24 protein-coding genes and 1 pseudogene are annotated in these 23,172 nt (G+C 63.8%); 19 read left to right on the top strand and 6 right to left on the bottom strand.

Going from position 1 to position 23,172, the window contains the following annotated elements:
* Positions 1-276: pseudogene (locus A2J03_RS05105) on the bottom strand (thioredoxin); the annotation flags it as partial.
* Positions 277-420: 144 nt separating this feature from the next.
* Between A2J03_RS05105 and A2J03_RS05100 the strand changes: the two are divergent.
* The 3 genes from A2J03_RS05100 to A2J03_RS05090 are packed head-to-tail and all read left to right on the top strand — an operon-like array spanning position 421 to position 3,335.
* Positions 421-825, top strand: a complete 405-nt coding sequence (locus A2J03_RS05100) for an ArsR/SmtB family transcription factor (RefSeq protein WP_068370417.1) — start codon at positions 421-423, stop codon at positions 823-825.
* Positions 818-2,989: a heavy metal translocating P-type ATPase gene (locus tag A2J03_RS05095; protein ID WP_068370414.1), complete on the top strand. Its 2,172-nt coding sequence runs from the start codon at positions 818-820 to the stop codon at positions 2,987-2,989. The genes A2J03_RS05100 and A2J03_RS05095 overlap by 8 nt, the downstream gene beginning before the upstream one ends.
* 37 nt (positions 2,990-3,026) lie before the next feature.
* Positions 3,027-3,335, top strand: coding sequence for a DUF3703 domain-containing protein (locus A2J03_RS05090; RefSeq protein WP_068370413.1), 309 nt, complete (start codon positions 3,027-3,029; stop codon positions 3,333-3,335).
* Between the two features lie 9 nt (positions 3,336-3,344).
* Here the strand turns inward: A2J03_RS05090 and ccsB are convergent, their stop codons facing one another.
* The 3 genes from ccsB to lnt are packed head-to-tail and all read right to left on the bottom strand — an operon-like array spanning position 3,345 to position 7,585.
* Positions 3,345-4,313, bottom strand: a complete 969-nt coding sequence (ccsB, locus tag A2J03_RS05085; protein WP_068370412.1) for a c-type cytochrome biogenesis protein CcsB — start codon at positions 4,311-4,313, stop codon at positions 3,345-3,347.
* A 4-nt stretch (positions 4,314-4,317) separates the two neighbouring features.
* Complete coding sequence (gene resB / locus A2J03_RS05080; RefSeq protein WP_068370411.1) at positions 4,318-5,943, bottom strand: cytochrome c biogenesis protein ResB; 1,626 nt, start codon at positions 5,941-5,943, stop codon at positions 4,318-4,320.
* Positions 5,944-5,971: 28 nt separating this feature from the next.
* On the bottom strand, positions 5,972-7,585 hold the full coding sequence (gene lnt, locus A2J03_RS05075) for an apolipoprotein N-acyltransferase (protein WP_082897605.1): 1,614 nt from the start codon (positions 7,583-7,585) through the stop codon (positions 5,972-5,974).
* A gap of 153 nt (positions 7,586-7,738) precedes the next feature.
* Between lnt and lspA the strand changes: the two genes are divergently transcribed.
* The 10 genes from lspA to A2J03_RS05030 all read left to right on the top strand — a co-directional run bounded on the left by lspA (position 7,739) and on the right by A2J03_RS05030 (position 14,093).
* The gene (gene lspA / locus A2J03_RS05070; protein ID WP_068370410.1) at positions 7,739-8,254 is read left to right on the top strand and encodes a signal peptidase II; all 516 of its coding nucleotides are present in this window, start codon (positions 7,739-7,741) and stop codon (positions 8,252-8,254) included.
* Between the two features lie 321 nt (positions 8,255-8,575).
* Positions 8,576-8,884 (top strand): hypothetical protein, encoded by a 309-nt coding sequence (locus tag A2J03_RS05065; RefSeq protein WP_068370408.1) that lies wholly within the window; start codon positions 8,576-8,578, stop codon positions 8,882-8,884.
* Complete coding sequence (locus A2J03_RS05060; RefSeq protein WP_068370406.1) at positions 8,881-9,429, top strand: hypothetical protein; 549 nt, start codon at positions 8,881-8,883, stop codon at positions 9,427-9,429. Before A2J03_RS05065 ends, A2J03_RS05060 begins: the two co-directional genes overlap by 4 nt.
* Positions 9,430-10,236: 807 nt before the next feature.
* Positions 10,237-10,584: a hypothetical protein gene (locus A2J03_RS30370; protein ID WP_075839993.1), complete on the top strand. Its 348-nt coding sequence runs from the start codon at positions 10,237-10,239 to the stop codon at positions 10,582-10,584.
* A complete protein-coding gene (locus A2J03_RS30365; protein WP_075839510.1) occupies positions 10,581-10,964 on the top strand; it encodes a hypothetical protein in 384 nt (127 codons plus the stop codon). The genes A2J03_RS30370 and A2J03_RS30365 overlap by 4 nt, the downstream gene beginning before the upstream one ends.
* Positions 10,965-11,044: 80 nt before the next feature.
* A complete protein-coding gene (locus A2J03_RS05050) occupies positions 11,045-11,431 on the top strand; it encodes an ArsR/SmtB family transcription factor (RefSeq protein ID WP_068370402.1) in 387 nt (128 codons plus the stop codon).
* Positions 11,428-12,537 carry an ACR3 family arsenite efflux transporter gene (gene arsB, locus A2J03_RS05045; RefSeq protein WP_068370400.1) on the top strand — a complete coding sequence of 370 codons (1,110 nt, stop codon included), beginning with the start codon at positions 11,428-11,430 and terminating at the stop codon, positions 12,535-12,537. Before A2J03_RS05050 ends, arsB begins: the two co-directional genes overlap by 4 nt.
* Entirely contained in the window at positions 12,537-13,208 is a 672-nt protein-coding gene (locus A2J03_RS05040) for an arsenate reductase ArsC (protein ID WP_068370398.1), read from the top strand. Before arsB ends, A2J03_RS05040 begins: the two co-directional genes overlap by 1 nt.
* A 55-nt stretch (positions 13,209-13,263) precedes the next feature.
* Positions 13,264-13,686: an arsenate reductase ArsC gene (locus A2J03_RS05035; protein WP_068370396.1), complete on the top strand. Its 423-nt coding sequence runs from the start codon at positions 13,264-13,266 to the stop codon at positions 13,684-13,686.
* Entirely contained in the window at positions 13,683-14,093 is a 411-nt protein-coding gene (locus A2J03_RS05030; RefSeq protein WP_068370394.1) for an arsenate-mycothiol transferase ArsC, read from the top strand. The genes A2J03_RS05035 and A2J03_RS05030 overlap by 4 nt, the downstream gene beginning before the upstream one ends.
* 1 nt (position 14,094) lies before the next feature.
* Here A2J03_RS05030 and A2J03_RS05025 read toward each other — a convergent pair whose 3' ends face one another.
* Complete coding sequence (locus A2J03_RS05025) at positions 14,095-14,949, bottom strand: helix-turn-helix domain-containing GNAT family N-acetyltransferase (protein ID WP_068370427.1); 855 nt, start codon at positions 14,947-14,949, stop codon at positions 14,095-14,097.
* Positions 14,950-15,051: 102 nt separating this feature from the next.
* Between A2J03_RS05025 and A2J03_RS05020 the strand changes: the two genes are divergently transcribed.
* Positions 15,052-16,398, top strand: a complete 1,347-nt coding sequence (locus tag A2J03_RS05020) for an FAD-dependent oxidoreductase (protein ID WP_068370393.1) — start codon at positions 15,052-15,054, stop codon at positions 16,396-16,398.
* 25 nt (positions 16,399-16,423) lie between these two features.
* Positions 16,424-17,599 carry an MFS transporter gene (locus tag A2J03_RS05015; RefSeq protein WP_068370425.1) on the top strand — a complete coding sequence of 392 codons (1,176 nt, stop codon included), beginning with the start codon at positions 16,424-16,426 and terminating at the stop codon, positions 17,597-17,599.
* A 188-nt stretch (positions 17,600-17,787) separates the two neighbouring features.
* On the opposite strand, the gene A2J03_RS05010 is transcribed toward A2J03_RS05015, so the two are convergent.
* A complete protein-coding gene (locus A2J03_RS05010; RefSeq protein ID WP_068370421.1) occupies positions 17,788-18,711 on the bottom strand; it encodes a cation diffusion facilitator family transporter in 924 nt (307 codons plus the stop codon).
* A 196-nt stretch (positions 18,712-18,907) separates the two neighbouring features.
* Between A2J03_RS05010 and A2J03_RS05005 the strand changes: the two genes are divergently transcribed.
* From A2J03_RS05005 to A2J03_RS04990, 4 genes are all read left to right on the top strand, one after another.
* Positions 18,908-20,932 carry a cytochrome c oxidase assembly protein gene (locus A2J03_RS05005; RefSeq protein WP_068370391.1) on the top strand — a complete coding sequence of 675 codons (2,025 nt, stop codon included), beginning with the start codon at positions 18,908-18,910 and terminating at the stop codon, positions 20,930-20,932.
* 361 nt (positions 20,933-21,293) lie between these two features.
* Positions 21,294-22,193, top strand: coding sequence for a M23 family metallopeptidase (locus A2J03_RS31495; protein WP_231912374.1), 900 nt, complete (start codon positions 21,294-21,296; stop codon positions 22,191-22,193).
* 24 nt (positions 22,194-22,217) lie between these two features.
* Positions 22,218-22,571 carry a BlaI/MecI/CopY family transcriptional regulator gene (locus tag A2J03_RS04995; RefSeq protein ID WP_068370389.1) on the top strand — a complete coding sequence of 118 codons (354 nt, stop codon included), beginning with the start codon at positions 22,218-22,220 and terminating at the stop codon, positions 22,569-22,571.
* Positions 22,568-23,172 (top strand): M48 family metalloprotease (locus A2J03_RS04990; protein WP_156520209.1); only part of this gene is annotated, 605 nt, incomplete at its 3' end. The genes A2J03_RS04995 and A2J03_RS04990, both read left to right, overlap by 4 nt.

Below are 23,172 nucleotides of genomic sequence, written 5' to 3'. Positions count from 1 at the left end.
GTCGCCGTACTCTTCACGCAACTGTTCGATCGCCGGGTACGCCGAGCGGCAGGCCTCGCACTCGAAGTCGAGGAACTCCACGAACGTGACCCGGCCGTCGGGCACCGAGTTCAATCGGTGACTGTTCTCGCGCACCGCAATCGAGGCCGGGTCGGCAGCGGCCTGCTCGGCTGCGGCAGCATCCGGAGACCCTGATCTGTCCACCACCAGAAAAAGAGCCAACGCGGCGGCGAACACAATCACCAGCGCCAAGGAAATCTTCACCGTACGGCTCATACAAGTACTCTCTCGGTTCGTCTCGACTGACTGGTGGGCTCAAGGGTGGGGGTCGGTTCGACTCGGTTCGACTTCACACTAACAATCGTATGAATGTTCGCTTCAAGCCTTCCATGACGATCGCATGGTTGTTAGATTGTTTTTATGTCTTCCGAACCACTCGATTCGTGCGATCTGCTGTGTATGGATCTCCCCCACGCCGAGAGCGTTCGGGCTACCTTGCCCGCGCTCGGCGACATCGAACCGCTCGCCGACGCTGCCCGAGCATTCGGTGACCCCACCCGCCTGACCATCGCACTCGCCTTGAACGCTGGCGGACAGATGTGCGGCTGTGACATCGCCTGGATCGTCGGACAGAGCCAGAAACTGGTCTCTCACCATCTCCGCAAGCTCAAAGCAGCGAACATCGTGACGTCGAGCCGCACGGGGAAGCTGGTCATGTACTCGCTCACCGACCGCGGAACGCGACTGCTGTCGGTACTGACCGCACCCTCGACCTCGAACATTGCGACCTCCACCGCTAAAATCACCGGAGTCGACCATGGCTGACACGTGCTGCGGACCGACCCCCACATCGCCGTCCACAGACACCGCCGATAGTCCCCCGGTCGACGACACACCCCAAAGGTTGTGGCAGGTCCACGAACTGCAATGTGCAGCTGCAGCCGCGATCATCCTCACCGCGTCATGGCTGCTGGGCCGAACAGGTGCCGATCCGGTAGCGACTATCGGTGGACTACTGGCCGCCGCCATCGCCGCCGCCACCTTCGTCCCCTCGACACTGCGCAACCTTCGACACGGGCGCATAGGCGTCGGAACACTAATGACGATCGCACTCATCGGAGCGATCGCGTTGGGGCAAATCCCGGAAGCCGCGATGCTCGGCATTCTGTTCTCTATCGCCGAAGGACTCGAAGAACACGCAGTCAAGAAAACCCGCCGCGGACTACGCGCCCTACTGGCCTTGGTGCCGCCGACAGTCTCGGTCATCCGCGGAGGAACCGAGTTGTCCCTGTCCCCCAACGACCTCGTGGTCGGAGACACCATGGTGCTGCGGCCCGGCGAACGATCCGCCACCGACGGCACCATCACCCGCGGTTCGACCAATCTGGACCTGTCCGCGATCACCGGTGAATCGGTCCCCATCGAAGCCAACCCCGGCGACGAGGTGCTCGCCGGCGCCATCAACGGCGGCGGGGCCATCGAGATCACCGCCACCGCGCCAGCCTCGGCGAGCTCTCTTGCTCGCATCGTGCACATCGTCGAACAAGCCCAGGACCGCAAAGGCTCCGGCCAGCGGCTCGCGGACCGTATCGCACGCCCCCTCGTGCCGGCGATCATGATTCTCGCCGGACTCGTCGCGGGTGTGGGCGCTCTGCTGGGTGATCCGATGCTGTGGCTCGAACGAGCGCTGGTGGTCCTGGTCGCTGCGTCACCGTGCGCGCTGGCGATCTCGGTACCCCTGTCGGTAGTCGCCGCGATCGGTGCCGCCAGCAGCAACGGGGCATTGGTCAAAGGCGGTGCAGCAGTGGAAGAACTGGGCCGCATCCGCGTTGTCGCGCTGGACAAGACCGGCACGCTGACTGCCGGTAGACCGGAAGTTATCGATGTCGTCACCGCCGCGGGGATCAGCCGCGCAGACGCGCTGGCTGCTGCCGCTGCCCTCGAAGCGCGCAGTGAGCATCCGCTCGCCCGCGCCATCCTCGCCTCCGTATCGACCGTCGCGGCTGCCGACGATGTCACCGCAATCCCCGGACACGGTCTGACCGGCACGATAGACGGCGCCGCGATCAGGCTCGGGAAACCGAGCTGGTTCAACACCGACATATTCCGCGCCGACGTCACACGCCTGCAAAGCGCCGGTGCCACAGTCATTCTCGTCGAACGAGCGGAAGAGCTCATCGCCGCGATCGCCGTCCGCGACGAACTACGGCCCGAAGCAGCCGATGCCGTCCGCCGACTCACCGCGCTCGGCATCGACACCGCGATGCTGTCCGGAGACAACGAGCTCACCGCGCGGGCCTTGGCAACCCAAGCGGGTATCGGCACCGTCCATGCGGAACTGCTTCCCGAGGGCAAAGCCGCGCTGCTGGCCGACATCGCGGCCGGTCGGAAGATCGCGATGGTCGGCGACGGAGTTAACGATGCCCCCGCCTTGGCGACCGCCGACGTCGGCATCGCCATGGGCGCGATGGGTACCGATGTCGCCATCGAGACCGCCGACGTCGCCCTCATGGGCGAGGACCTACGGCATCTGCCCCAAGTGCTGTCCCACGCTCGGCGTGCACGGCGCATCATGGTCCAAAATATCGCCTTGTCGATCGCCATCATCGGCGTGCTCGTCCCACTGGCGGCCACCGGTGTCCTCGGCTTGGCCACAGTGGTCCTTGTCCACGAGCTCGCCGAAGTGTTGGTCATCGCCAACGCAATTCGTGCCGCGCGCACCACGCCGCTGGATGGGTTTGTCCCGCCTCCGAAGACGATGGGCGCCCTCAACGTCACTATCGCACCGGTAGCCGAGTTCGCGGATGCGTGCTGCGCCCCGGCGCCGAAGGCCGGTAACGCCGCACCCGGCACACCCCTGAATCTTCTGGACGCCGATTCCGTAATAATTTCATCGCCGGTCGGACTTGGCGACGGCGAGCCCGAAAGTGAATGCTCCTGCTGCACAACCGCCTCCGTACGCGGTGATCTCAAGCACAGAAAGAAATAGCACAGTGAAACGTACCCGTACCGCCCGCAGGCTCTACATGATCGAAATGAAGGAAGCAGCGACAGCGTCGACAACCGACGTGCGGTGGCATCACCTCGAACGCGCGCACATTCTCTCGCAACCCTATCCTTGGCTGCACACACGGAACCATCTTGAGATGTTGAAAGCGGCTGTGAAGGAACATGATCGACGTGAGTCGTGGGGCCAGTTGATTCGGATCGCGGTCGCAGCTCCTGGATCCTGGTCGGGGCGATACCCGGTCGGCAACACTGGCCGTGTCGACGCGGGATTGACGACACCGATGCCGCTCCCCTCCGACCTCGCCGAAGCACTCGGCCGCAGCTAGCGCACGACATCAGTTCAAGCCTGCGTAGGAGTGCAGTCCAGAGACCACCATGTTGATGATGAACAGGTTGAACAGCATGGCCACGAATCCGGCGATGTTGATCCACGCGGCGCGGGTGTCCCGCCACCCGCTGGTGGCCCGTGCGTGCAGGTATGCGGCGTAGATGATCCACGTGATGAACGAGACCGTCTCTTTCGGGTCCCAGCCCCAGAACCGGCCCCACGCGGCTTCGGCCCAGATCGCGCCGAGGATGACACCGATTCCGAAAAGCGGAAACGCAAAGATCGTGGTCTTGTACGCCAACACGTCGAGCGACTGCGCCGAAGGGAGACGGGCGACGATCCGACCCACTCTACTGTCGGCGACAGCGCTGTCGGGATATCGGATCCGGATCAGAAACAACGTACTTGCTGCACCGGAGATCAGGAACACCCCGCTACCGAGCGAGACGATAGAGACGTGCACAGGGAGCCAATACGACTGCAAGGCTGGTACGACCGGTGCCGCGTTGGCATACAGCACGGTGCCAGCGATGAAAAGGAGGATCAAAGTCGGGACGAGGACGAACAACCACAGTGTGCGCAACTGCTTCGAGCGCAACACGATCAGTCCGGCAAGTATGCCGGCCGCGCAGGTGACGGAGACGAATTCGTACATGTTGCCCCACGGCGGGCGGCCCGTGGCGATCCCGCGCAGGACGATCGACCCGATATGCAAAGTGAGTGCGAGCATCACCAGACTGAGCCCCATTCGGCCCAGGCGTTCGGACGGAACCCGCCGGGGTGTGTCGGGAACAAGCCCTGGCGACTCCGACGTAGCCGCAACTATCCGCGCGCGAAGTCGCTCCGAATTGCGCAGTGTCGCTGCACTGGTCGTCGCAAGCTGCGCGAGGAACAAGATCGCTGCGAAGAGATACACCACGAAAGCGGTCTCGAAACTGATATCGCTCCAGCGGGCGAGGGTGTCGTCGATCGGCATGGCGCTACACCGTTTCTCTGTCGGGGGTCTCGGAGTGGTTCTTTGTACGCGGCGTCCAGATCTCGGGGCGGAGAGTTTCGAATTCGGGACCCCATCCGGCGTGATCGGTGCGGGCGAGCCCGCCCATCTCTACGCTCGATCGGCCTGCTTCGGCCGGGAGCACACGGAACCAGACTCGACGTCGCTTAATCACCAGCGAGACCAACAGTCCGGTCATCATCGTGATCGCGAACACGAGTACCCACAACTGCGCGGGGTCATATCCGACCTGAAGGTTGGCAAACTCCTTGGCACCGTCGAATCGAATGTTGGTGCCGTCGGTGAGGGTCGTCGATTCACCGGGACGCAGGTTCACCCGATCCTGTTTCACGAGTCGGCCCTGGTTGATCATCTCCTGGTTCAGAGAGAAAATCGACTGGGGAATACCGGTGTCGAGGCCGGTATCTCCTTTGTAGATATCCACTGCCACAGCAGGATCAACCAATTCCGGGAAGCGTGATGAGAGTAGGGTTCCGTTGAATTGCGCAGTGGGAGCGAAGAGGCCTTCGATGGCGATCTGGCCGCGGCGCCGCTCGTCGGCGGTGGCGTATGTCCCGCCGGGAGGGTCGAAGCGCAGCGCACCGCTGCTCAGGAACGTAGTGGCGTCGTCGGGCCGGAACTGCAGGGCCTCGGTTCGACTCTGACCGTCGGGGAAGGTCACGGTGAATTCGGGGGCGTATCCGTGTCCGGTGAGGTAGATGCGTTCGTCTCCGAGCCGGAGGGGTTCGTTAACCTTGAGCTGATAGTCGCGCCAGGTGCCTGCGGCGATGTCGTCGGCGGACTGGTAGGAGATGTTCGAGGTGAACATCTTTGCCTGGCCGTTCTCAAGGTAGTCGGCGTTGAAGTCCTTGACTCTGATGCAGAACGGCTCCAGCCCGGTTCCGTCGGTGCTGTTGCCGGCCCGGAAGGAGTCGTAGATGGCGGGCGAGGTGTTGCAGAAACCGGGCCCGTTGTCGGCGATGACGATGACCGATCCTTCGTAACCGAAGAGCTTGCCGATGGCGATGGCAGCCAGGAGGCCTATCAGCGAGAAATGAAAAAGTAGGTTTCCCGCTTCGCGTGTGTAGCCTTTCTCGGCGGAGAGGGTGAGTGCGCCATCGGGCTCGGGCCTAACGGCAGTACGCCACCGCTTCAAATGGGGCGCGATGTCGTCGATGACCTTCTCGGGGCTGCCGGCGAGAGCGCCCGAATGGTGCAGCGGTAGTCGCGAGAGGTTTCGGGGTACGCGAACTGGCTGTGCGCGAAGGGCTTTGCCGTGCTCGATCATTCGGGGAGTCAGGCAGCCGATCAACGACACGAACAGTAGGACGTAGATGGCGGTGAACCAGAAACTTCCGAACACGTCGAACAATTCCAGCGTGTCCATCACGGGCCCGAGAACCGGACGCGCAGCGATGTAGGAATCGACGGCCTGGATATTGAGGTTGCGCTGCGGCAGCAGGGCGCCGGGAATCGCTGCGATGGCGAGCAGGAACAGCAGCACCAGCGCCGTGCGCATCGAAGTCAGTTGCCGCCACCGGTTGCGGACCGCAGCAACTGGTCTGCGCCAGAGTCCTTGCGATGGCACAATCGGGTGTTCGTCGATCGTCATCTCCTCGCACCCTTCACTGGCCGACCCATCAAATACTACGTGACATAGTAGTTGATGGGTCGGGGGTGGCAGTGAGTGGTCGGCGCCGCAGCGAAAAGGTCAGTGCAGCAATAGCACCGGTGGTGACAGTCCATTCCGGAACGCCGCCGGCGATGGTCGCGGGAGTGAGTGCTGTACTGAGTGAGACGTCGGCGACGACGGCTGCGGGGGTGAAGAGCTCCGTTCGATCCACGACGACCCCGCGTGCGTCGATGACGGCGCTGACGCCACTGGTGGCGGAGACGACGACACCACGCCCATGTTCGACCGCACGCACCCGCGACATGGCGAGTTGCTGATAGGTCATGTTCGTGCGTCCGAAGGTGGCGTTGTTGGTGGGGACGGTGATCAGCTGAGCGCCGGCGCGAACGGAGTCGGTGAGCAGTGCATCGAAGGCGACCTCGTAGCAGGTTGCAACGGCCACCGGTACGCCCGCGAGGTCGATGACACCGTTGCCCTGGCCCGCGACGAAATTTCCCGCTTGGGCGGCGTACGGAGACAGTGCGGTGACGATCGTCCGCATCGGGAGGTATTCCCCGAACGGCACCAGTTGCCGCTTATCGTGCATCTGTCCGGGCCCGGTCACCGGATCCCACACGATCGAGGTATTCCTCGTGGTGCCGTCGTCCTGGCGTAGCACCGTGCCGACGAGAATAGGAACTCCGACTGCGCGGGCTGCCGCGTCGATACGTTCGGCTGCATCGGGATTGCGGAGCGGATCGATGTCGGAGGAATTCTCCGGCCAGATGACCAAATCGGGCGTGTTTACGCGACCAGATTCGATGTCGGCGGCGAGCTCAATGGTGCGCTTGACGTGGTTGTCGAGAACCGTCCGCCGTTGCGAGTTGAAGTCGAGCCCGAGCCTCGGCACATTGCCTTGAACCAGCGCAACCGTGACCGTGTCCTGCTGCGACGGAGCGAAAAGCGGAGCTGCCATCGTGAGCACCCCCACGACGACACTCATCCCCGCGAACGACGCCGCCGCCAGTGCCAATCGGCGGCGATCGGCGACGACGACATGAGTGAGAGCCGACCCGATCAGCACCACGACGAACGACAACCCTGGCGCGCCAGCCAGCGCGGCCAGGGGTAGCAGCGGACCGTCCGCTTGACCGAATGCAATTCGGCCCCAGGGGAAACCGCCGAAAGGGACACGAGAGCGCACCGCTTCCATCGCCACCCAGGCGCTCGCCACCCAGATCGGCCCACACGGTAGTCGGGACATCCGATCGGCTACTGCGCCGAACAGAGCCACAAAGAGGGCTTGGATAGCCGCGAGTGCGAGCCACGGCGTCGACCCGACATACTCCCCCACCCAGGGCAGGAGAGGGGCGAAGAACGTCAGTCCGGCAACGAGGCCGTAGCCCGCCCCTGCGCGAGCGGACCGGCCGCGCACCGCGAGCACGAGCAGTGCAACAGCGAGCGGAGCACCGACCCAGAAATTCATCGGTGGGAAACTGGCATACATCAACAAGCCCGACGCTGCAGCCGAGACGATCCGAATCCACGCGCTGTTCTCGACGATTCGTCGGCGCGAGCCCGTTCGACCTCGCTCACCCGCGGACGAGCGGCCGCCGGATCCGATCGCGGGGGCAACGTTCATCACGGCATCCTGACATCGTCGATCATCGAAGAGTTCGCCACCCACATGAACTACTATGGTTCATAGTATTTTAAGGTTTGGCAAATCCACGATCACCGATCGCTGCCTGAAGCACCCCCACACCGACAAGACCGCCGCCGAGAACGAGGATCGATGAACCGCACCCCCGCCCCCGGGCGACTGCGCACAGCAGGAGCAGCCCTCGTTGTGACACTGGTGGTTCTCGCGCTTCTGATCGACTATTGGGCGCAAGAGGTACTACCCGGTTCGCCGATCCAGCTGCGGATACTCGAACTCCGGCTCGCCTTCAACCGCGGAATGGCATTCAGTCTCGGCGACTCGTTGCCATTATGGGTCGTCGTTTCAGTCACGGCGGCGATCACAGCCGGAGTCGCGGTCTACGGATGGCGCGCCGCTCGACACGGAGGCCCGGCGACGACGCTAGCGCTGACGCTAATCCTGGCCGGGGCCGTGTCCAACGTCTTCGATCGTCTTCTGGACGGCGCTGTCACGGACTACTTTCACACCGGCTGGTGGCCGACATTCAACCTCGCCGACGTCTACATCACCGGCGGCGTAGTACTAATGATCGGCGCAGCGCTGTTCACGCGGGAGACAGCAGACTTACGGCCTCAGCCCGGCCCCGTGCCCGATAGCACCAGATCGTGAACTTCTTTGGTGCAACCCTTGTGGCATCACACCGCGATTCTCACCGCCGCGACCCAGCCGCACGAGAAGATAGGCGCGCCCGGGAAAACGCAGCCGCACCTATCTTCCCCGCGCGCACCCGCGAAGCGGGATCCCAGACCCCGCAGGAACTGCTCGACAGCAGCAACGACTCCGCCGCGGTACTGCTGCATTTCCGCGCACTCGGTCTCCGAGACCGAGCAGGCAGCGTTGTAGAAGGGCCGCACGAACTGACCCGGTTTCCGCGGATCCCGCACCGTGAACCCAGTCCCTTAAATGCTATGTTGCGTAAACTTTTTCGCAATGACGATGATCACCGCATTCGATGTTCTGATCATCTCGATGGCGAGGACAATCGGAACCGGAATCGACTACGCCATGTTCATCTGCAACCACTGTCGCGAGGAGCTGGCACAGGCGGGCGGAGTCACCGGGCGCGGCGATCGTGCCGGGATCGCAGATGCTGTCGGAATGGTCCTTGATGACCGCCGAAAGACGATCATCGCCTCGCCTCGTGCACCGAAGGCAACACTGGTGGCGCGCGCGGCAACCAAGCCACACAAAGGTGCCTGTCCGCCGACACCGAATCACCTGATCGGAACCCAAACATGACAACACACGCGATACCGCTGCTGACCGTCCCGGCCACCGTCGAGGCCGCCGCCACCCTGTCCGACTGGCTGGTCCGTAGTCTGGTCCCGACCGTCCTTGACGGTGCGGGCATGATCGAGACCGCCAACAGCCTGTGCGCGCTGGCACCGATCACCGCCCGGCGCGTCGCCCGTCCCCGCAGATTGCGGGGACATGAACGGCAACTCCACCAGATCATCGCCACGATCGAGGAACGGCTCCAGCGCCGGCCACCATTGCCTACTGCCGCGGCGGCGGTCTACGCCTACCCACAGGTCCGGCCGATCCCCGACGAAATCCTCGATGCCGCAGCCCACATCGGGGGCACTATCGCCGACATCGGAAGCTCCGCGGCCGCGCTGGCAAACCGGACGCTGCACCTCGGTGCGGTCGTAGTCGATGCCGGACTCGGAACCACCACCGCCGAGCACCTGCGCACCCAGGTCACCGAGTCGTACTGCTCGCTACTGACCTACCTCTGGCACACCGACCCCAACACCCAGATCCATCTGAGGACACCTCGATGACCTAGGTGCGCAGGTGCTCGGCGGCGAACCGGGCGGCACCGAACTCCACCTGTCCGCTGTATCCGACTAGAACCCGTAATGACAGGGGCCCTCGGTCGAGTCCCATCTCAGGTCGCTGCGCTCGCTAGATCACCTAGACGCGCAGCCGGCCGGCACCGCCTACCGTTGAACACTGACCGGCCTGGCATTCAAAGGCGAAACCGACCCCTCCGGCGTCATCGCCGACTGGACAGTCGGGGCGCCCGCTGCACGGGCCGATCACCGACCTGGAAAAACTCCACCCACCGGGACGTGACGTGCTGTTCTCCGACCCACCAGGCATCGAATTCTCCCGCCAGGACTGTGATACCGACATGGCGATCACCACCAGGACGACCACGAAGCATCTGCACGAGCTCACTGTCTGGATCAACCGCTACTGCACCGAACACGACCTCGCAGAATCCCTTCCACCCGTCAACGGCCGACCCTGGGTCATCACTACGCGGCAGTTCCGTCGCACGCTGGCGTGGTTCATCGCCCGCCGCCCGGGTGGATCGATTGCCGGCGCCATCGCCTACCGGCATCTGAGCATCCAGATGTTCGAGGGCTACGCCAGCACCTCCGACTCAGGGTTCCGCGCCGAAGTCGAAGCCGAACAAGCACTCGCCCGCGGCGAAGACCTGATGAGCATCGCCACCGACCACCCACACCCGGCGATCAGCGGGCCCGCCGCGGACGAAGCGTCTCGTCGATTGAGCACCTTATCCGCCGACAGCAGCTTCGCTGGAACAGTGCTCACCGACCGACCACGCATCGCACGGCGGAATGAAACGATCCGACCCGGCCGTCTACCCAGGTACCTTCGCGCTCTGCGTGTTCGATCCGGACAAGGCGATGTGTCAACCACGGCCCGACCGCAGCGGCACTACGCGCCCGCAGCTCGGGCATTGCCAACCACTGGAGTGCAGCAACGTCGCGTTGACACCGGACAACCTCGACGCACTGCGCACCGAACATCAGTCTCTGGAACGGGAATTGGCAGTCAGGACAGGTTTGCCACCGCTACTCGCGCATCGACTACACGAGCGGCTAGATCGACTCGGCGACTTCCTGGGCCGCCATGTCGACCCGAACACCGCCGAATCCGCAGCATCCACCACGGAGACCCGATGACATCACACAGAAACGACGTCACATCCTCCGCCATCGATGCTGCGATCGAGCACCTGGAACAGGCCACTGGCCGCACACCCTCGGTGCTCGCACTCGCCCGGCATCTCGGGCTCGCGAACACCACATTCCGGCGCCGCTATCCCGACATCGTGACCCGCTTGCACACTTCTCCGCTGCACCCGCTTTCGAACCGCTCGATCGACGAAGGCGACCCGCGGCGCACCCACGATCTCGATCGGCTCCGGCAGCGCAACCGCGAACTTGCCGACAACCTCGTCCTCGCGGTCTCAAGTATCCAACGGCTCGCCATCGAGAACCGCGCCCTACGACGCCAACTTGAACAGCTGAACTCGGTCACGCACCTACCGCGCACGCCCTGACCGACCGTGATATTCCCCGGCTGCTCGTGTTCAGACAGTGTTCATTTGACGACTGATTCGGTAGTCGTCAATATAGACATATGTCGAAACAAAGTCTGCCGCTCACTGTGGCGACCAATGGCGAGTGCTGCTCGCCGCTCATCCGCGAGCCTTTGTCCATTGATTGGGCCGGCGACCTGGCCCGCATGTTCAAAGCGCTCGGCGACCCGGTTCGCCTGCGACTGCTGAGTCTGGTGGCCAGCCACGAAGGCGGTGAGGCCTGCGTCTGCGACATCTCGCCCGAGTTCGATCTCTCGCAGCCCACGATCAGCCATCACCTCAAAGTTCTACGAGAGAGCGGTCTGATTGACTGTGAGCGCCGCGGCACCTGGGTCTACTACTGGGTACTGCCCGCTGCGCTACAGCAACTATCGGCCGTGCTCAGCGCCGCCAACCCCATTTCCGACGATGCTCTGGTGACCGCATGAGCACCGCAGCCACAGATCATCCGGCTGTAGTCGGCAAGCTCTCCACCCTCGACCGATTCCTGCCGGTCTGGATCGGCGTCGCCATGGTCATCGGCCTGCTCCTGGGCCGAATGGTCCCAAGCATGAACGACGCCCTGTCATCCATCTCGATCGATGGCGTATCCCTGCCGATCGCCATCGGGTTGCTGATCATGATGTATCCGGTGCTGGCGAAGGTCCGCTACGACCGCCTCGACACCGTCACCGGCGACAAACGCCTGCTGATCGGGTCCCTGGTGCTCAACTGGGTCCTCGGCCCTGCGTTGATGTTCGCGCTCGCCTGGCTGTTCCTGCCCGATCTCCCCGAATACCGCACCGGCCTGATCATCGTCGGGCTCGCCCGCTGTATCGCCATGGTCATCATCTGGAACGACCTCGCCTGCGGAGACCGTGAAGCCGCCGCCGTGCTCGTAGCCATCAACTCTGTGTTCCAGGTATTCATGTTCGCCGTCCTCGGCTGGTTCTACCTCTCGGTGCTTCCCGGTTGGCTCGGACTCGAACAGACCACCATCGAGGCCTCGCCCTGGCAGATCGCGAAATCGGTCCTGATCTTCCTCGGAATCCCCCTCGTCGCAGGGTTCGCTTCCCGATTCTTCGGAGAACGCGCCAAGGGCCGCGACTGGTACGAAACCACGTTCATCCCCAAGATCGGACCGTGGGCGCTCTACGGCCTGCTGTTCACCATCGTCATCCTCTTTGCGCTGCAGGGCGATCGAATCACCTCCCAGCCCCTCGACGTGGTCCGTATCGCGCTTCCTCTGCTGGTCTACTTCGCGGTGATGTGGGGCGGCGGCTACGCCATGGGTGCCGCGATGGGGCTGGGCTACGAACGCACCACAACCCTCGCATTCACCGCAGCGGGCAACAACTTCGAGCTCGCCATCGCCGTCGCAATCGCCACCTATGGGGCAACGTCAGGTCAGGCACTCGCTGGTGTCGTCGGACCGCTCATCGAAGTACCTGTCCTCGTCGGCTTGGTCTATGTCTCGCTCGCTCTACGCAAGCGCTTCACCCGTGATCGGTCCACAACGGCAGCGCCAGCAACACCAGCGACAAAGGAGACCTGATGTCCGACAGTGCAACGCATGACGAGACCCGCGCACAACCCGAACTGCTCATGCCCCAAGCTGTCCTCTCCCGCACCGCGGAGAGATTGTCGGAGAAGTACACCGGGATCTTCTCCCCACAGACCGTGGAGCGGTACGTCTTCGAGTCCTACACTGCGCTGCGGCGGACCTCGAAGATCCACACGCATCTGACGATGTTGGCGGGGCGTTTCGCAGCTGATCGCCTCACCGCCCTGGCGCAATCGCAGGGCGATGCCCCGAAGGAAGTTCCCGAGGTGCTGTTCATCTGCTTCCACAATGCTGGCCGCTCACAGATGGCAGCGGCCCTGCTCACACACCGCGCCGCAGGCCGGGTTCATGTCCGCTCCGCCGGATCCGCCCCGACGCACGAGATCAACCCGGTGGTGGTCGAGTCGATGACCGAACTGGGTCTCGACCTCGGCGATGCCTACCCGAAACCGCTCACCGACGACGTCGTCGCAGCGGCCGATGTCGTGGTCTCGATGGGCTGCGGTGATGCCTGCGCGATCTATCCCGGCAAACGGTATTTGGATTGGGAACTCGACGACCCGGACGGCAAGGGCATCGACGAGGTGCGCCGGATCCGTGATGACCTCGACGCCCGCGTCAGTGCACTTCTCACCGAGTTGACCTCACCCGTCCCTGCCTGATCCAGCCATTCCACAACCCGACCGCACCCAAGACTCAGAAGGGGCCTTTGATCTCATGTCCGACACACCCAGCGTGTTGTTTGTCTGCGTCCACAACGCGGGCCGCTCGCAGATGGCCGCCGGATTCCTCACCCACCTCGGCGGCGGCACCGTCGAGGTCCGCTCCGCTGGCAGCGCGCCCGCGGAGTCCATCAATTCCGCCGCCGTCGAGGCGATGGCCGAGATCGGTATCGACATCTCGGCGCAGTCCCCGAAGATTCTCAATCCCGACGCCGTCGAAGCTTCTGACGTCGTCATCACCATGGGGTGCGGCGACGCCTGCCCGGTCTTTCCTGGGGTGAGCTACCGCGACTGGGCGCTGCCCGACCCGGCCGGCAAAGGCGTCGACGCGGTCCGTCCGATCCGCGACCAGATCAGAACACTGGTCGAAGAGTTGCTCGCCGAACTCGTTCCGGCACAAGCAGGGTCGGTTCGATGAGCACCCCGAGTGTGCTGTTCGTGTGTGTGAAGAACGGTGGCAAGTCGCAGATGGCCGCTGGCCTGATGCGCAAGGCAGCGGGTGAGAGCGTCGAGGTGCATTCGGCTGGCACCCAGCCCGGCAACGCGGTGAATGCGTTGTCGGCGCAGTCGTTGCTCGAGGTCGGTGTCGATCTCACCGGCGAGCAGCCGAAGGCGATCGACCCGGACTTGCTGGCACGGATGGACTACGTCATCACTCTCGGAGGAGAAGCGAAGGTCGAGGAAGTGGACGGCCCGACCTACCTGAACTGGGACACTGACGAGCCATCGGAGCGCGGGATCGACGGTATCGAGCGGATGCGGCTGGTGCGCGATGACATCGCTACCCGCGTCGAAGATCTCACAGAGCGCCTACGCAATCGGTAGGTCATTCCGCGCGGCGTCGTTCCAGCATGACGGTGTCGCGCCAGACACCGCCTTGCTGGGCGATCCGTTCGCGAAATCCCACAGTGCGATACCCCGACGCATGATGCAAGGCAATGCTGGCGCGGTTCTCCGGAAAGATCGAGGTCTGCAGAGTCCACAACCCAGCGGCATCGGCCTCGTTGACCTGCTTGTGCATCAACGACTTTCCGACACCGCGGCCCCGATACCCGTCGCCGACATACACCGAGTTCTCGGCGACACCGCGATAGCAGTCTCGGGCCGATACCGCAGTCAGTGCCGCCCAGCCCTCGACTGTGCCGTCGATCTCTGCGACCCAGCGATGCCCCGGCAACCACTTTTCCTTCAGGGACTTCCGCGAGGGGACCTCCGTCTCGAACGTCGCATGGCCGGTGGCGATTCCCTCTGCGTAGATCCGCCGCACCGCATCCCAGTCGGCGTCAGTCATCGCGCGTACGGTGACGTCGCCGGGGAGATCTGCCGGGCAGCACGGCCGCGGGGTGAGCACACCCATCACGGCATCGGCGGCATGCGGGAGACCGGTGCAGCACGTCGGATTCACCGACACGATCGTTGTCGTGCCTTTCTTGCCGAGGGTCACGAAGCCGACGTCAGCGAGTTTGCGCACGTGATGGGAGACCGTGGGCTGCCCGATCTCGAGTGCGTCGGCGAGCTTACCGACCGCGATACCACCGCCGGATCCAGCGACCAGATGCAGTATTCGCACCCGCATCGGCTCGGCGAGGCATGCGAACCACTGGGCATACGTCGCAGCATCTTCGGCCGCGAGCGGTGTGATGTCGGTCTGCGAGTCGACGAGCGGGGCGATGGCGGTCATAGCCAAAGTATATCGATAGACGTCGATGGTTGCGAACATCGATGAGTATCGATATAGTCACATTCAGAAGCATTGATCATCATCGATGAAAGGGAGTCGCACATGACCGAGCACCCCGTAGTAGTGGTAGGCGCGGGACCCATCGGCCTCGCCGCCGCCGCACATCTGACCCAAACCGGCTCCGATGTTGTCATCCTTGAGCGCGGCCCATCTGCCGGTTCCGCAGTCGCACAGTGGAACCACGTTCGCCTGTTCTCACCCTGGTCCGAGGTCATCGACCCCGCCGCCGCCCGCATCCTTGAGCCCACAGGATGGGTCGCACCAGAGCGCGACAGCTATGCAACGGGCCGCGAATGGGTCGAAAATTATCTCGCACCGCTCGCTGCAGCCCTCGGAGACGCTGTCCGGGTCGATTCCGAGGTCGTCGGTGTCGCCCGGCGTGGGCGTGACCGCGTCGTCGACGCCGGACGTGACACCGAACCCCTCGCGGTGCACATTCGCCACAGTGACGGTGGCGAAGAACGCATCCTTGCCCGCGCGGTCATCGACGCCTCGGGAACCTGGGGATCACCCAATCCTCTTGGCAGTGAAGGACTCCCAGCGATCGGTGAACGTGCAGCTGCCCGCCAGATTTCCTACCGCGTTCCTGACCTCGCTGAGGAGACGGCCCGGTCCGAATTCGCAGGCAAGCACATTGTCATCGCGGGCAGTGGACATTCAGCGCTCACGGCGCTCATCACGTTCGCAGAGCTCGCCGCGCAATCTCCTGGGACGACGCTGACGTGGGCGGTGCGGCGCGGCGTCACCGACGACGTGTTCGGCGGCGGCGAATCCGACGAGCTCGCCGCCCGCGGCGCACTCGGCCTACGGGCCAAAAAAGCCGTCGACGACGGTTACCTGACCGTCGTCTCCGGATTCCGCACCGAAGAAGTCAGTACGGATGGTGACCAGCTCACGCTCGTCGGCGATACCGGTGTCCGCATCGAGCATGTCGATCATGTTGTTGCACTGACCGGATTCCGACCGGACCTGTCATGGCTGTCCGAGGTCCGCCTCGACCTCGACCCGACCCTGCAAGCTCCTCAGTTCCTGGCCACGTTGATCGACCCGAACATGCACTCCTGCGGGACCGTCTATCCGCATGGTGTCGACGAGCTCACCCAGCCCGAGCCTGGCCTCTATCTGGTCGGGATGAAGAGCTACGGGCGTGCACCGACGTTCCTGGCGATGACCGGTTACGAGCAGGTTCGCAGCATCGCAGCCGAACTCGCCGGCGATCACACCGGTGCCCGGAAGGTGGAACTGGCACTCCCGGACACCGGTGTCTGCGGCGGAGCGGGGTTGTTCGATGACCCGAACGCCGACGCAGCTGGCAGCGGTGGGTGCTGCGGCGCACCGGCATCACCAGAGTTGATCAGTCTCAGCGCGGCGCCGCGCGCGCGTGACTGAACAGGTCACCGATTCGGCGTCGCCCATGGAAGCACCGCATCCTGGGCGACGCCGGGTCCTGTCCATCCTGTGTCTCACTGAGATCACCAGCTGGGGAATCCTCTACTACGCCTTCCCCGTTCTCTCTCCGGCAATTACGGCGGATACTGGGTGGTCGACATCGACGATCGTGGCCGCGTTCTCACTGAGCCAACTCGTCGCTGCTGTCGTCGGCATCCCGGTCGGGCGGATCTTGGACCGTCACGGGCCGAGGTGGGTGATGACCGCAGGATCCGTCGTCGCGGTTCCAGCGCTGGTCGTAGTCGCAACGTCACAGAGCCTGGTCGTGTTCTATCTCGGATGGATCGTCGCCGGGATCGCGATGGGCGCGGTGCTGTATCCACCCGCCTTCGCCGCACTGACCCGGTGGTGGGGCACTGACCGTGTCCGAGCGCTGATGATTCTGACGCTCGCCGCGGGACTGGCGAGCACCGTCTTCGCGCCGCTGACCGCGCTCTTGTCGAGCCACAGTGATTGGCGTCGAACATATCTGGTGCTCGCGGTAGTGCTGCTCGTTGTTACGGTCCCTGGCCATCTGATCGGATTGCACGGCCGCTGGCCGAACGTTTCTCGTCCGAACCCCAGCGGGCCCGCCGCGATGAATAGGACCGATGTGGTGCGCAGCCGGGCTTTCATCATGCTCACGACGTCGCTGGGCCTGGCAGCGTTCGTCGCGTTCGCAGGGGTGTTCAACCTGGTGCCACTGCTACTTGAGCATGGCGCTGACCCGACGATCGCGGCCACGGCCCTCGGTCTCGGCGGAGTCGGCCAGGTCCTCGGACGCGTCGGATACCTTCCACTGCAACGATTCACCGGAGTGCGCGGCCGAACAGTCGGCATCATCACCGCCACCGCCATCACCACCCTTGCCCTCGGCGCAGCCACCTCACTGATCGTCCTCATCGCGATCGCAGTCGGCGCAGGGCTCGCGCGCGGGGTGTTCACCCTCATCCAAGCCACCGCCATCACAGACCGTTGGGGACCAACCGAATACGGACATCTCAACGGCATCATGTCCGCACCGATAGTGATCACGATGGCATCAGCACCCTGGGCGGGCACCCTGCTCACCACCTGGACCGGCAGCTACTCCAGTGCCTACATCGCGCTCGGCATCATCGCTGCACTTGCTGCGACTCTGGCGATCGCCAGCATGCCTTAAACCCCGCAATATGACGACACACCTTCCGATCACAACATCGAGCGATACGGTCAATCGGTCAACGATAAACCGAATCTACAACTCGTTCACGCACCCAGTGTCGTTTTTCACGAAGAACATTTTCTGGTGCACCGCTGACGGCGCGCCGAGTAAACCTGGTGAACACCAACGTGGAGGCCCACGGCCGGTTACCAGTTCACCTCTCGGCAACGGCCTTCGCCTTCAGGGGGTTCGACTTGCAGGGTGGCGTGTTCGAGTCCGTACTCGTCGAGGAGAACCTGTTGCGCTGCAGCGAGCACCCGCGGTGACTCGGCACCCGGGGTGACCGTCAGGTGCGCCGAGGCGACCTCCATGCCTGATGTCAACGTCCAGATGTGCAGATCATGCACCTCCTCGACATCATCGACAGTGGTCAACGCCTTTTCGACCGCGGCGACATCGATGCCAGACGGAGCGTGCTGCAGCAAGATGCGCACGGCGTGTCGACCCAGGTTGAATGCCCGCGGCAGAACGAACAGACCGATCGCGACCGCGATCACCGGGTCGGCGTATCGCCATCCGAACAGGACGGTGACCAACCCGCTGACGAGCACGCCGATCGAGCCGAGCATGTCCGCCATAACTTCGAGGTACGCGCCCCGAACATTCAGGCTTTCCTGTGCCCCACTCCGTAGCAAGGCGAACGCGATGACGTTCATGGCGAGACCGAGAATCGCGACCGCCATCACCGGCACGCCCGGGACTTCGGGTGGATTCGAAATACGTTGTGCCGCTTCGTAGAGGATCCAACCCGCGACTACGAACAGGAGTAGGGCGTTGAACAATGCTGCGAACACTTCTGCTCGGTACAGCCCGAACGTGCGTGCGGCTTTGCGGGATTGTCGCTGCGCGAGTGTGATTGCCAGTATCGCCATCAAGATCCCGAACACGTCGGTGAACACGTGAGCGGAATCGGACAGCAATGCCAGCGACGAAGTGGACAAGCCCACCACGACCTGCGTCACGAGGGTGACCGCCCCTAGACCAACTGCGATCCACAGGCGCCCGAGATGCTTACTGGAAGCGCTGGCCCCCGCCCCCGGCTCTATCCCATGGCCGTGTCCGTGCACCATCGATACTCCTTCGCTCATGAACCGTGGAACACACCATATTGTCATATGCGCATACATGCAAGTGTTGTGTCCGATCGTCCGGAGCCCGCTGCCCGCAGACGTACAACTATCATTCGTAGTATTTCGCTTTCCTCTGCTGGGTCAGTCGGCCCCATGCGGAATCGCCGTAAAGCTCATCTAAGAAGGGTGCAACGACATGGCCACCGAAGGCGCCCACTCGACCCGCGGCGCAGTGGATCGACGCTCCGGATCGCAGGTGATGCTGCTGTGTGCCGCGATCGCCGCAGTGGTGGCTGCACTGCTCGCCGCCATATCGACATCGCAGGCGCTGGTCCTGCTCGGGCTTCCCGATCCCGGTCCGGTCACCACGTACGGCATCCCGGCGCTGACCGCTCTCGGTGAAGTGGCTGCGGTCGTGGCAGTGGGATCACTGCTTCTCGCGGCATTTCTCGTGCCACCGCAGATGTCGGGCGTACTCGACATCGACGGATACATCGCCGTGCGCACCGCGGCGAAAGCCTCCGCGGTGTGGGCGATCTGTGCGGCCCTGCTGGTTCCGCTGACGCTCTCGGACGCCTCGGGCCAACCCGTCGGATCCGTCGCGACACAACCGGTGCAGTTCCTCGGCGCGATCAGCGATGTTGAAGCCAGCTCGGCGTGGGCGATCACCCTCGTGATCGCCGCGATCACCGCCGCAGCATGCGCGGCGGTGTTGCGGCACAAGTGGACCCCCGCTCTGTTCACACTGTCGATGCTCGCGTTGCTACCGCGGGCAGTCACCGGACACTCCTCGACAGGCGGCAATCACGACATCGCAACCAATTCGTTGATCCTGCACATCCTCGCTGCCGCGCTGTGGGTCGGAGGCCTCCTTGCGATCGTGGTTCATGCACTGCGCGGTGGCGGCAACCTACCGGTGGCGACCCGCCGCTACTCGATAATCGCGCTGGTCGCGTTCGTGACGATGGCAGTCTCCGGAGTGGTCAACGCCGTTGTTCGTGTGCCGGTGACCTCTCTGTGGGAATCCACCTACGGAATGCTGATCTTGGCGAAGATCGCTGCTCTTGCGATCGTGGGAACCCTCGGGTGGCTACAACGACGCAGGACGGTCGGTGCCCTTGCGCTCGACCTGGCGAACCGCAGAACGCTGATCACCTTGTCGATGATCGAGACCCTCGTTCTCGTCACCACCGTCGGACTGGCGGTGGCGCTCGGCCGCACACCCCCTCCGCCGCCGCAGGATACGACGCTGCCCCAGGCTCACGAAGAGGCCTTGGGCTACGCACTGGACGGTCCGCCCACCGCTGCGCGGTTGGCGTTCGAGTGGCGTTTCGACCTACTGTTCGGGTCTGTGGCCGTGATCGCAGCTGTTCTCTACCTGGTTGCGTTGCGTCGACGCCGCCGTGCGGGCCTGCCCTGGCGGCGGCGATGGACAGCGAGCTGGCTGGCAGGAACTGCGCTATTGCTCATTGCTACCTCGTCCGGGGTCGGTCTCTACAGCCCGGCTGTGTTCAGTGTGCACATGGCGGGACTGACCACGGTAGCCATCGCGGTGCCGTTGCTGCTGGTGCTCGGCCGGCCGGCAACCCTGTTCGCATCGGTTCTGCCCGCCGCGTCACAGACCGATGCGCCGGGCCTGCGTGAATGGCTCTCGTCCGCATGGCACAGCCGACTGGCCGTGCTCGTCGTCAATCCCTGGGTGAGCGTGGCCGTGTTCCTGGCGAGCCTGTATTTGCTCTATCCGGGTGGTCTGTTCGATGCCGTGGCCGACTCGCACGTGGCGCACACAGTGATGAAGGCTTGGTTCCTGATCGTCGGGTTGGTGATGTTCTGGGGCACGGTCGGCCTCGACCCGGGTCCGCGCCCGATCTCGGGGCTGTCGAAACTGCTCTCCAGTATCACTGCGTTGGCCGGATTCGCATTCTTCCTCGTCGTCACGATCGACCTGGAGACTGCGCTCGGTGCGTCGTTCTACAGCGGATTGCAGCTGGAGTGGAATCCGGACCTGCTGGCCGATCAGCGCCGTGCCGGCATGATGGCGTGGGGTATCGGCGAACTACCGCTGCTGGCCGCTGCTGTCCTCGCTGCCGTTCGATGGTCGGCCGCTGACGAGAACGCTGCACGTCTGCGCGATCGAACCGTGGACGACGTCGGCGACAGTGAACTCGATGCCTACAACACGATGCTCGACGGCCTTTCATCTCGGCGCGATCACGACTGACAGCCTCGGGCAACACCCGCACAAAGAAGCGCAATGTTCCGGCCTTTCCCATCTGGTACAGGGTCGTGACCAATGACGTCGGGTGAATCCGGACCTCAAGATTGAAAAACTATGCTAGATAGTAGTAACCTGTGGCCTGACCGTCACCATTTCGTTATCTTGCGAGACTTTCCAGCATCGTGAGCAACCAAGGATTGTGATCTTGGCTCGACATCGCACACCCGATCCAATCGACGACGGTCGGGCATCAGCAGCCCCGGCGGCGAGCATTCGGCAAAATGCCCCGGCGCATGGCCCCCGTCATCAACGCGCCGAGTTCGCACCCTCGCGCTTTGCGATCGAATCGGACGCGAGGTACAGCGTGGACTCGGCGCGAGTCGGTCACCCGACCTCGGTCGAGTCGGCTACGCAGTACGCATTGGCCGTCCCCGGCAGCACCGCCGAAAACATGCCGTCTCTGTCCTCAGGACCAGATCCGGCCGGTGTGGGTGCCGGCGAGGTACCGCACGACGACACGGAAATGTCGGCCATTGAGGGTGGATCGCGGCGTAATCGGCGCGGAATTCATCGCCGCCGGGTGCCGAAGCCGGGTGGACGAGCCATAGCCGCATCAGTCGCGGTCGGGGCATTTCTCTCTGCTGCAGCATCATCTCCGAACGCAGGTTCGGATGAGGCGGTTGCGCTCAGCGCAGCCAGCATCGATCAGCCCCCCGGCGTCGTGCCGCCCAGCCCGACAGTGGCAGCTCCCCCTCAAATATTGCAACTGCCCGATCTCGATGTCGGCAGGCTGGCGCAGCAATGGACCGAGCAACTTGCCGAGGGCCGGGCCAGGGCAGCAGAGCGAGCCGCTCGCGATGCCGAGGCGCGTCGTCCGCTGTCGGCGGTCCCGGTATCGGGGACGCTGACCTCGAACTATGGGGCGCGGTGGGGTACCACGCACTACGGACTCGACATCGCCAACACGATCGGGACTCCGATCGTGTCGGTGACCGACGGTGAGGTCATCGAAGCCGGGCCCGCGCAAGGCTTCGGGTTGTGGGTGCGTATTCGTCAGGACGACGGGACGATCGGGGTGTACGGGCACATCGATCAGGCGCTCGTCACGGCCGGTCAACGCGTGAAAGCTGGCGAGCTGATTGCTACGGTAGGCAATCGAGGTCAGTCCACCGGACCCCACCTGCACTACGAGGTGTGGCAATCCGATGGGGCCAAGTCCGACCCGACAGCGTGGCTTTCGGCACGCGGGATCGATATCACCTAACACGCGAGGAAAGAAGAATTGGCGATGAAGAGGCTCGGTGACCTCGAAGCGGAGGTGATGAACGTGCTGTGGGAGTGCGATCAGCCGCAGTCGGTCCACGATCTGCGCGCGCTCATAGCCGACCGCGAACTCGCCTACACCACGATCCTGACGGTCGTGACCCATCTCCACGAGAAGGGATGGGTCGAGCGGACCAAGCAGTCGCGCGCGTACCTGTACTCGCCGGTGCAGTCCCGCGCGGAAGCAACCTCGCAGGCACTGCGAGAAATCCTCGACACCAGCACCGACTCCGCCGCCGTCCTGATGCATTTCGCGAAAACCGTCACCGACGACGAACTGGACGCCCTGCGGGGGAACCTTCCGGACGTGAATCGGTGATCGTCGCACTGACTCTGCTCGTCGCTGCGATCATCGTGGCAGTTGCGGCGCCGACGTTGCTTGCGGCGCTGAGTAGGCACGTGAGCCCCTCGCTCGCGTTGACCGCATGGATCGCCAGCATCGCAGGAGTGTTCTTTCTAATCGGTTCCGCAGTGACCGTATTGCTCTGGCCAGACCATGCACCCGCAGAAGGGCTGGTTGAACTCGCCATTCGTTGCCTGGGGTCCCTGCAACACGCGGCGCAGCCGTGGATCGGTGAGAGTGTCGCAGGGGCATCGGTCGTACTCGCGGTATTGGCGACGGCGCGAGTGGCGCGGTTGGCACGCCGCCAGCTCCATGCGCGGTCCAAGGTTCGCGACTATCACCGCGACGTTATCGCCGTCGTCGCGCGCACCGACGCCGGACCCGAACCCATTATGTGGCTCGATCATCCGATGCCTCTCGCCTACAGCATCGACGGTCACCCGGGTTACGTCGTGGCCACCGAAGGTCTGCTCGCGCACCTCAATGCCGACGAACAGCGAGCAGTGATCGCGCACGAACGCGCGCACTTGCGCGGGCGTCACCACCGCATCGTCAACATCTGCGAAATCCTTGCAAA

Origin of the sequence: Rhodococcus sp. EPR-157, assembly GCF_001647195.1 — a bacterium.
Classification (GTDB): Bacteria; Actinomycetota; Actinomycetes; order Mycobacteriales; family Mycobacteriaceae; genus Rhodococcoides.
The sequence above is the reverse complement of the archived record's forward strand: the minus strand, read 5'-3'. Positions and strand labels throughout refer to the sequence as shown.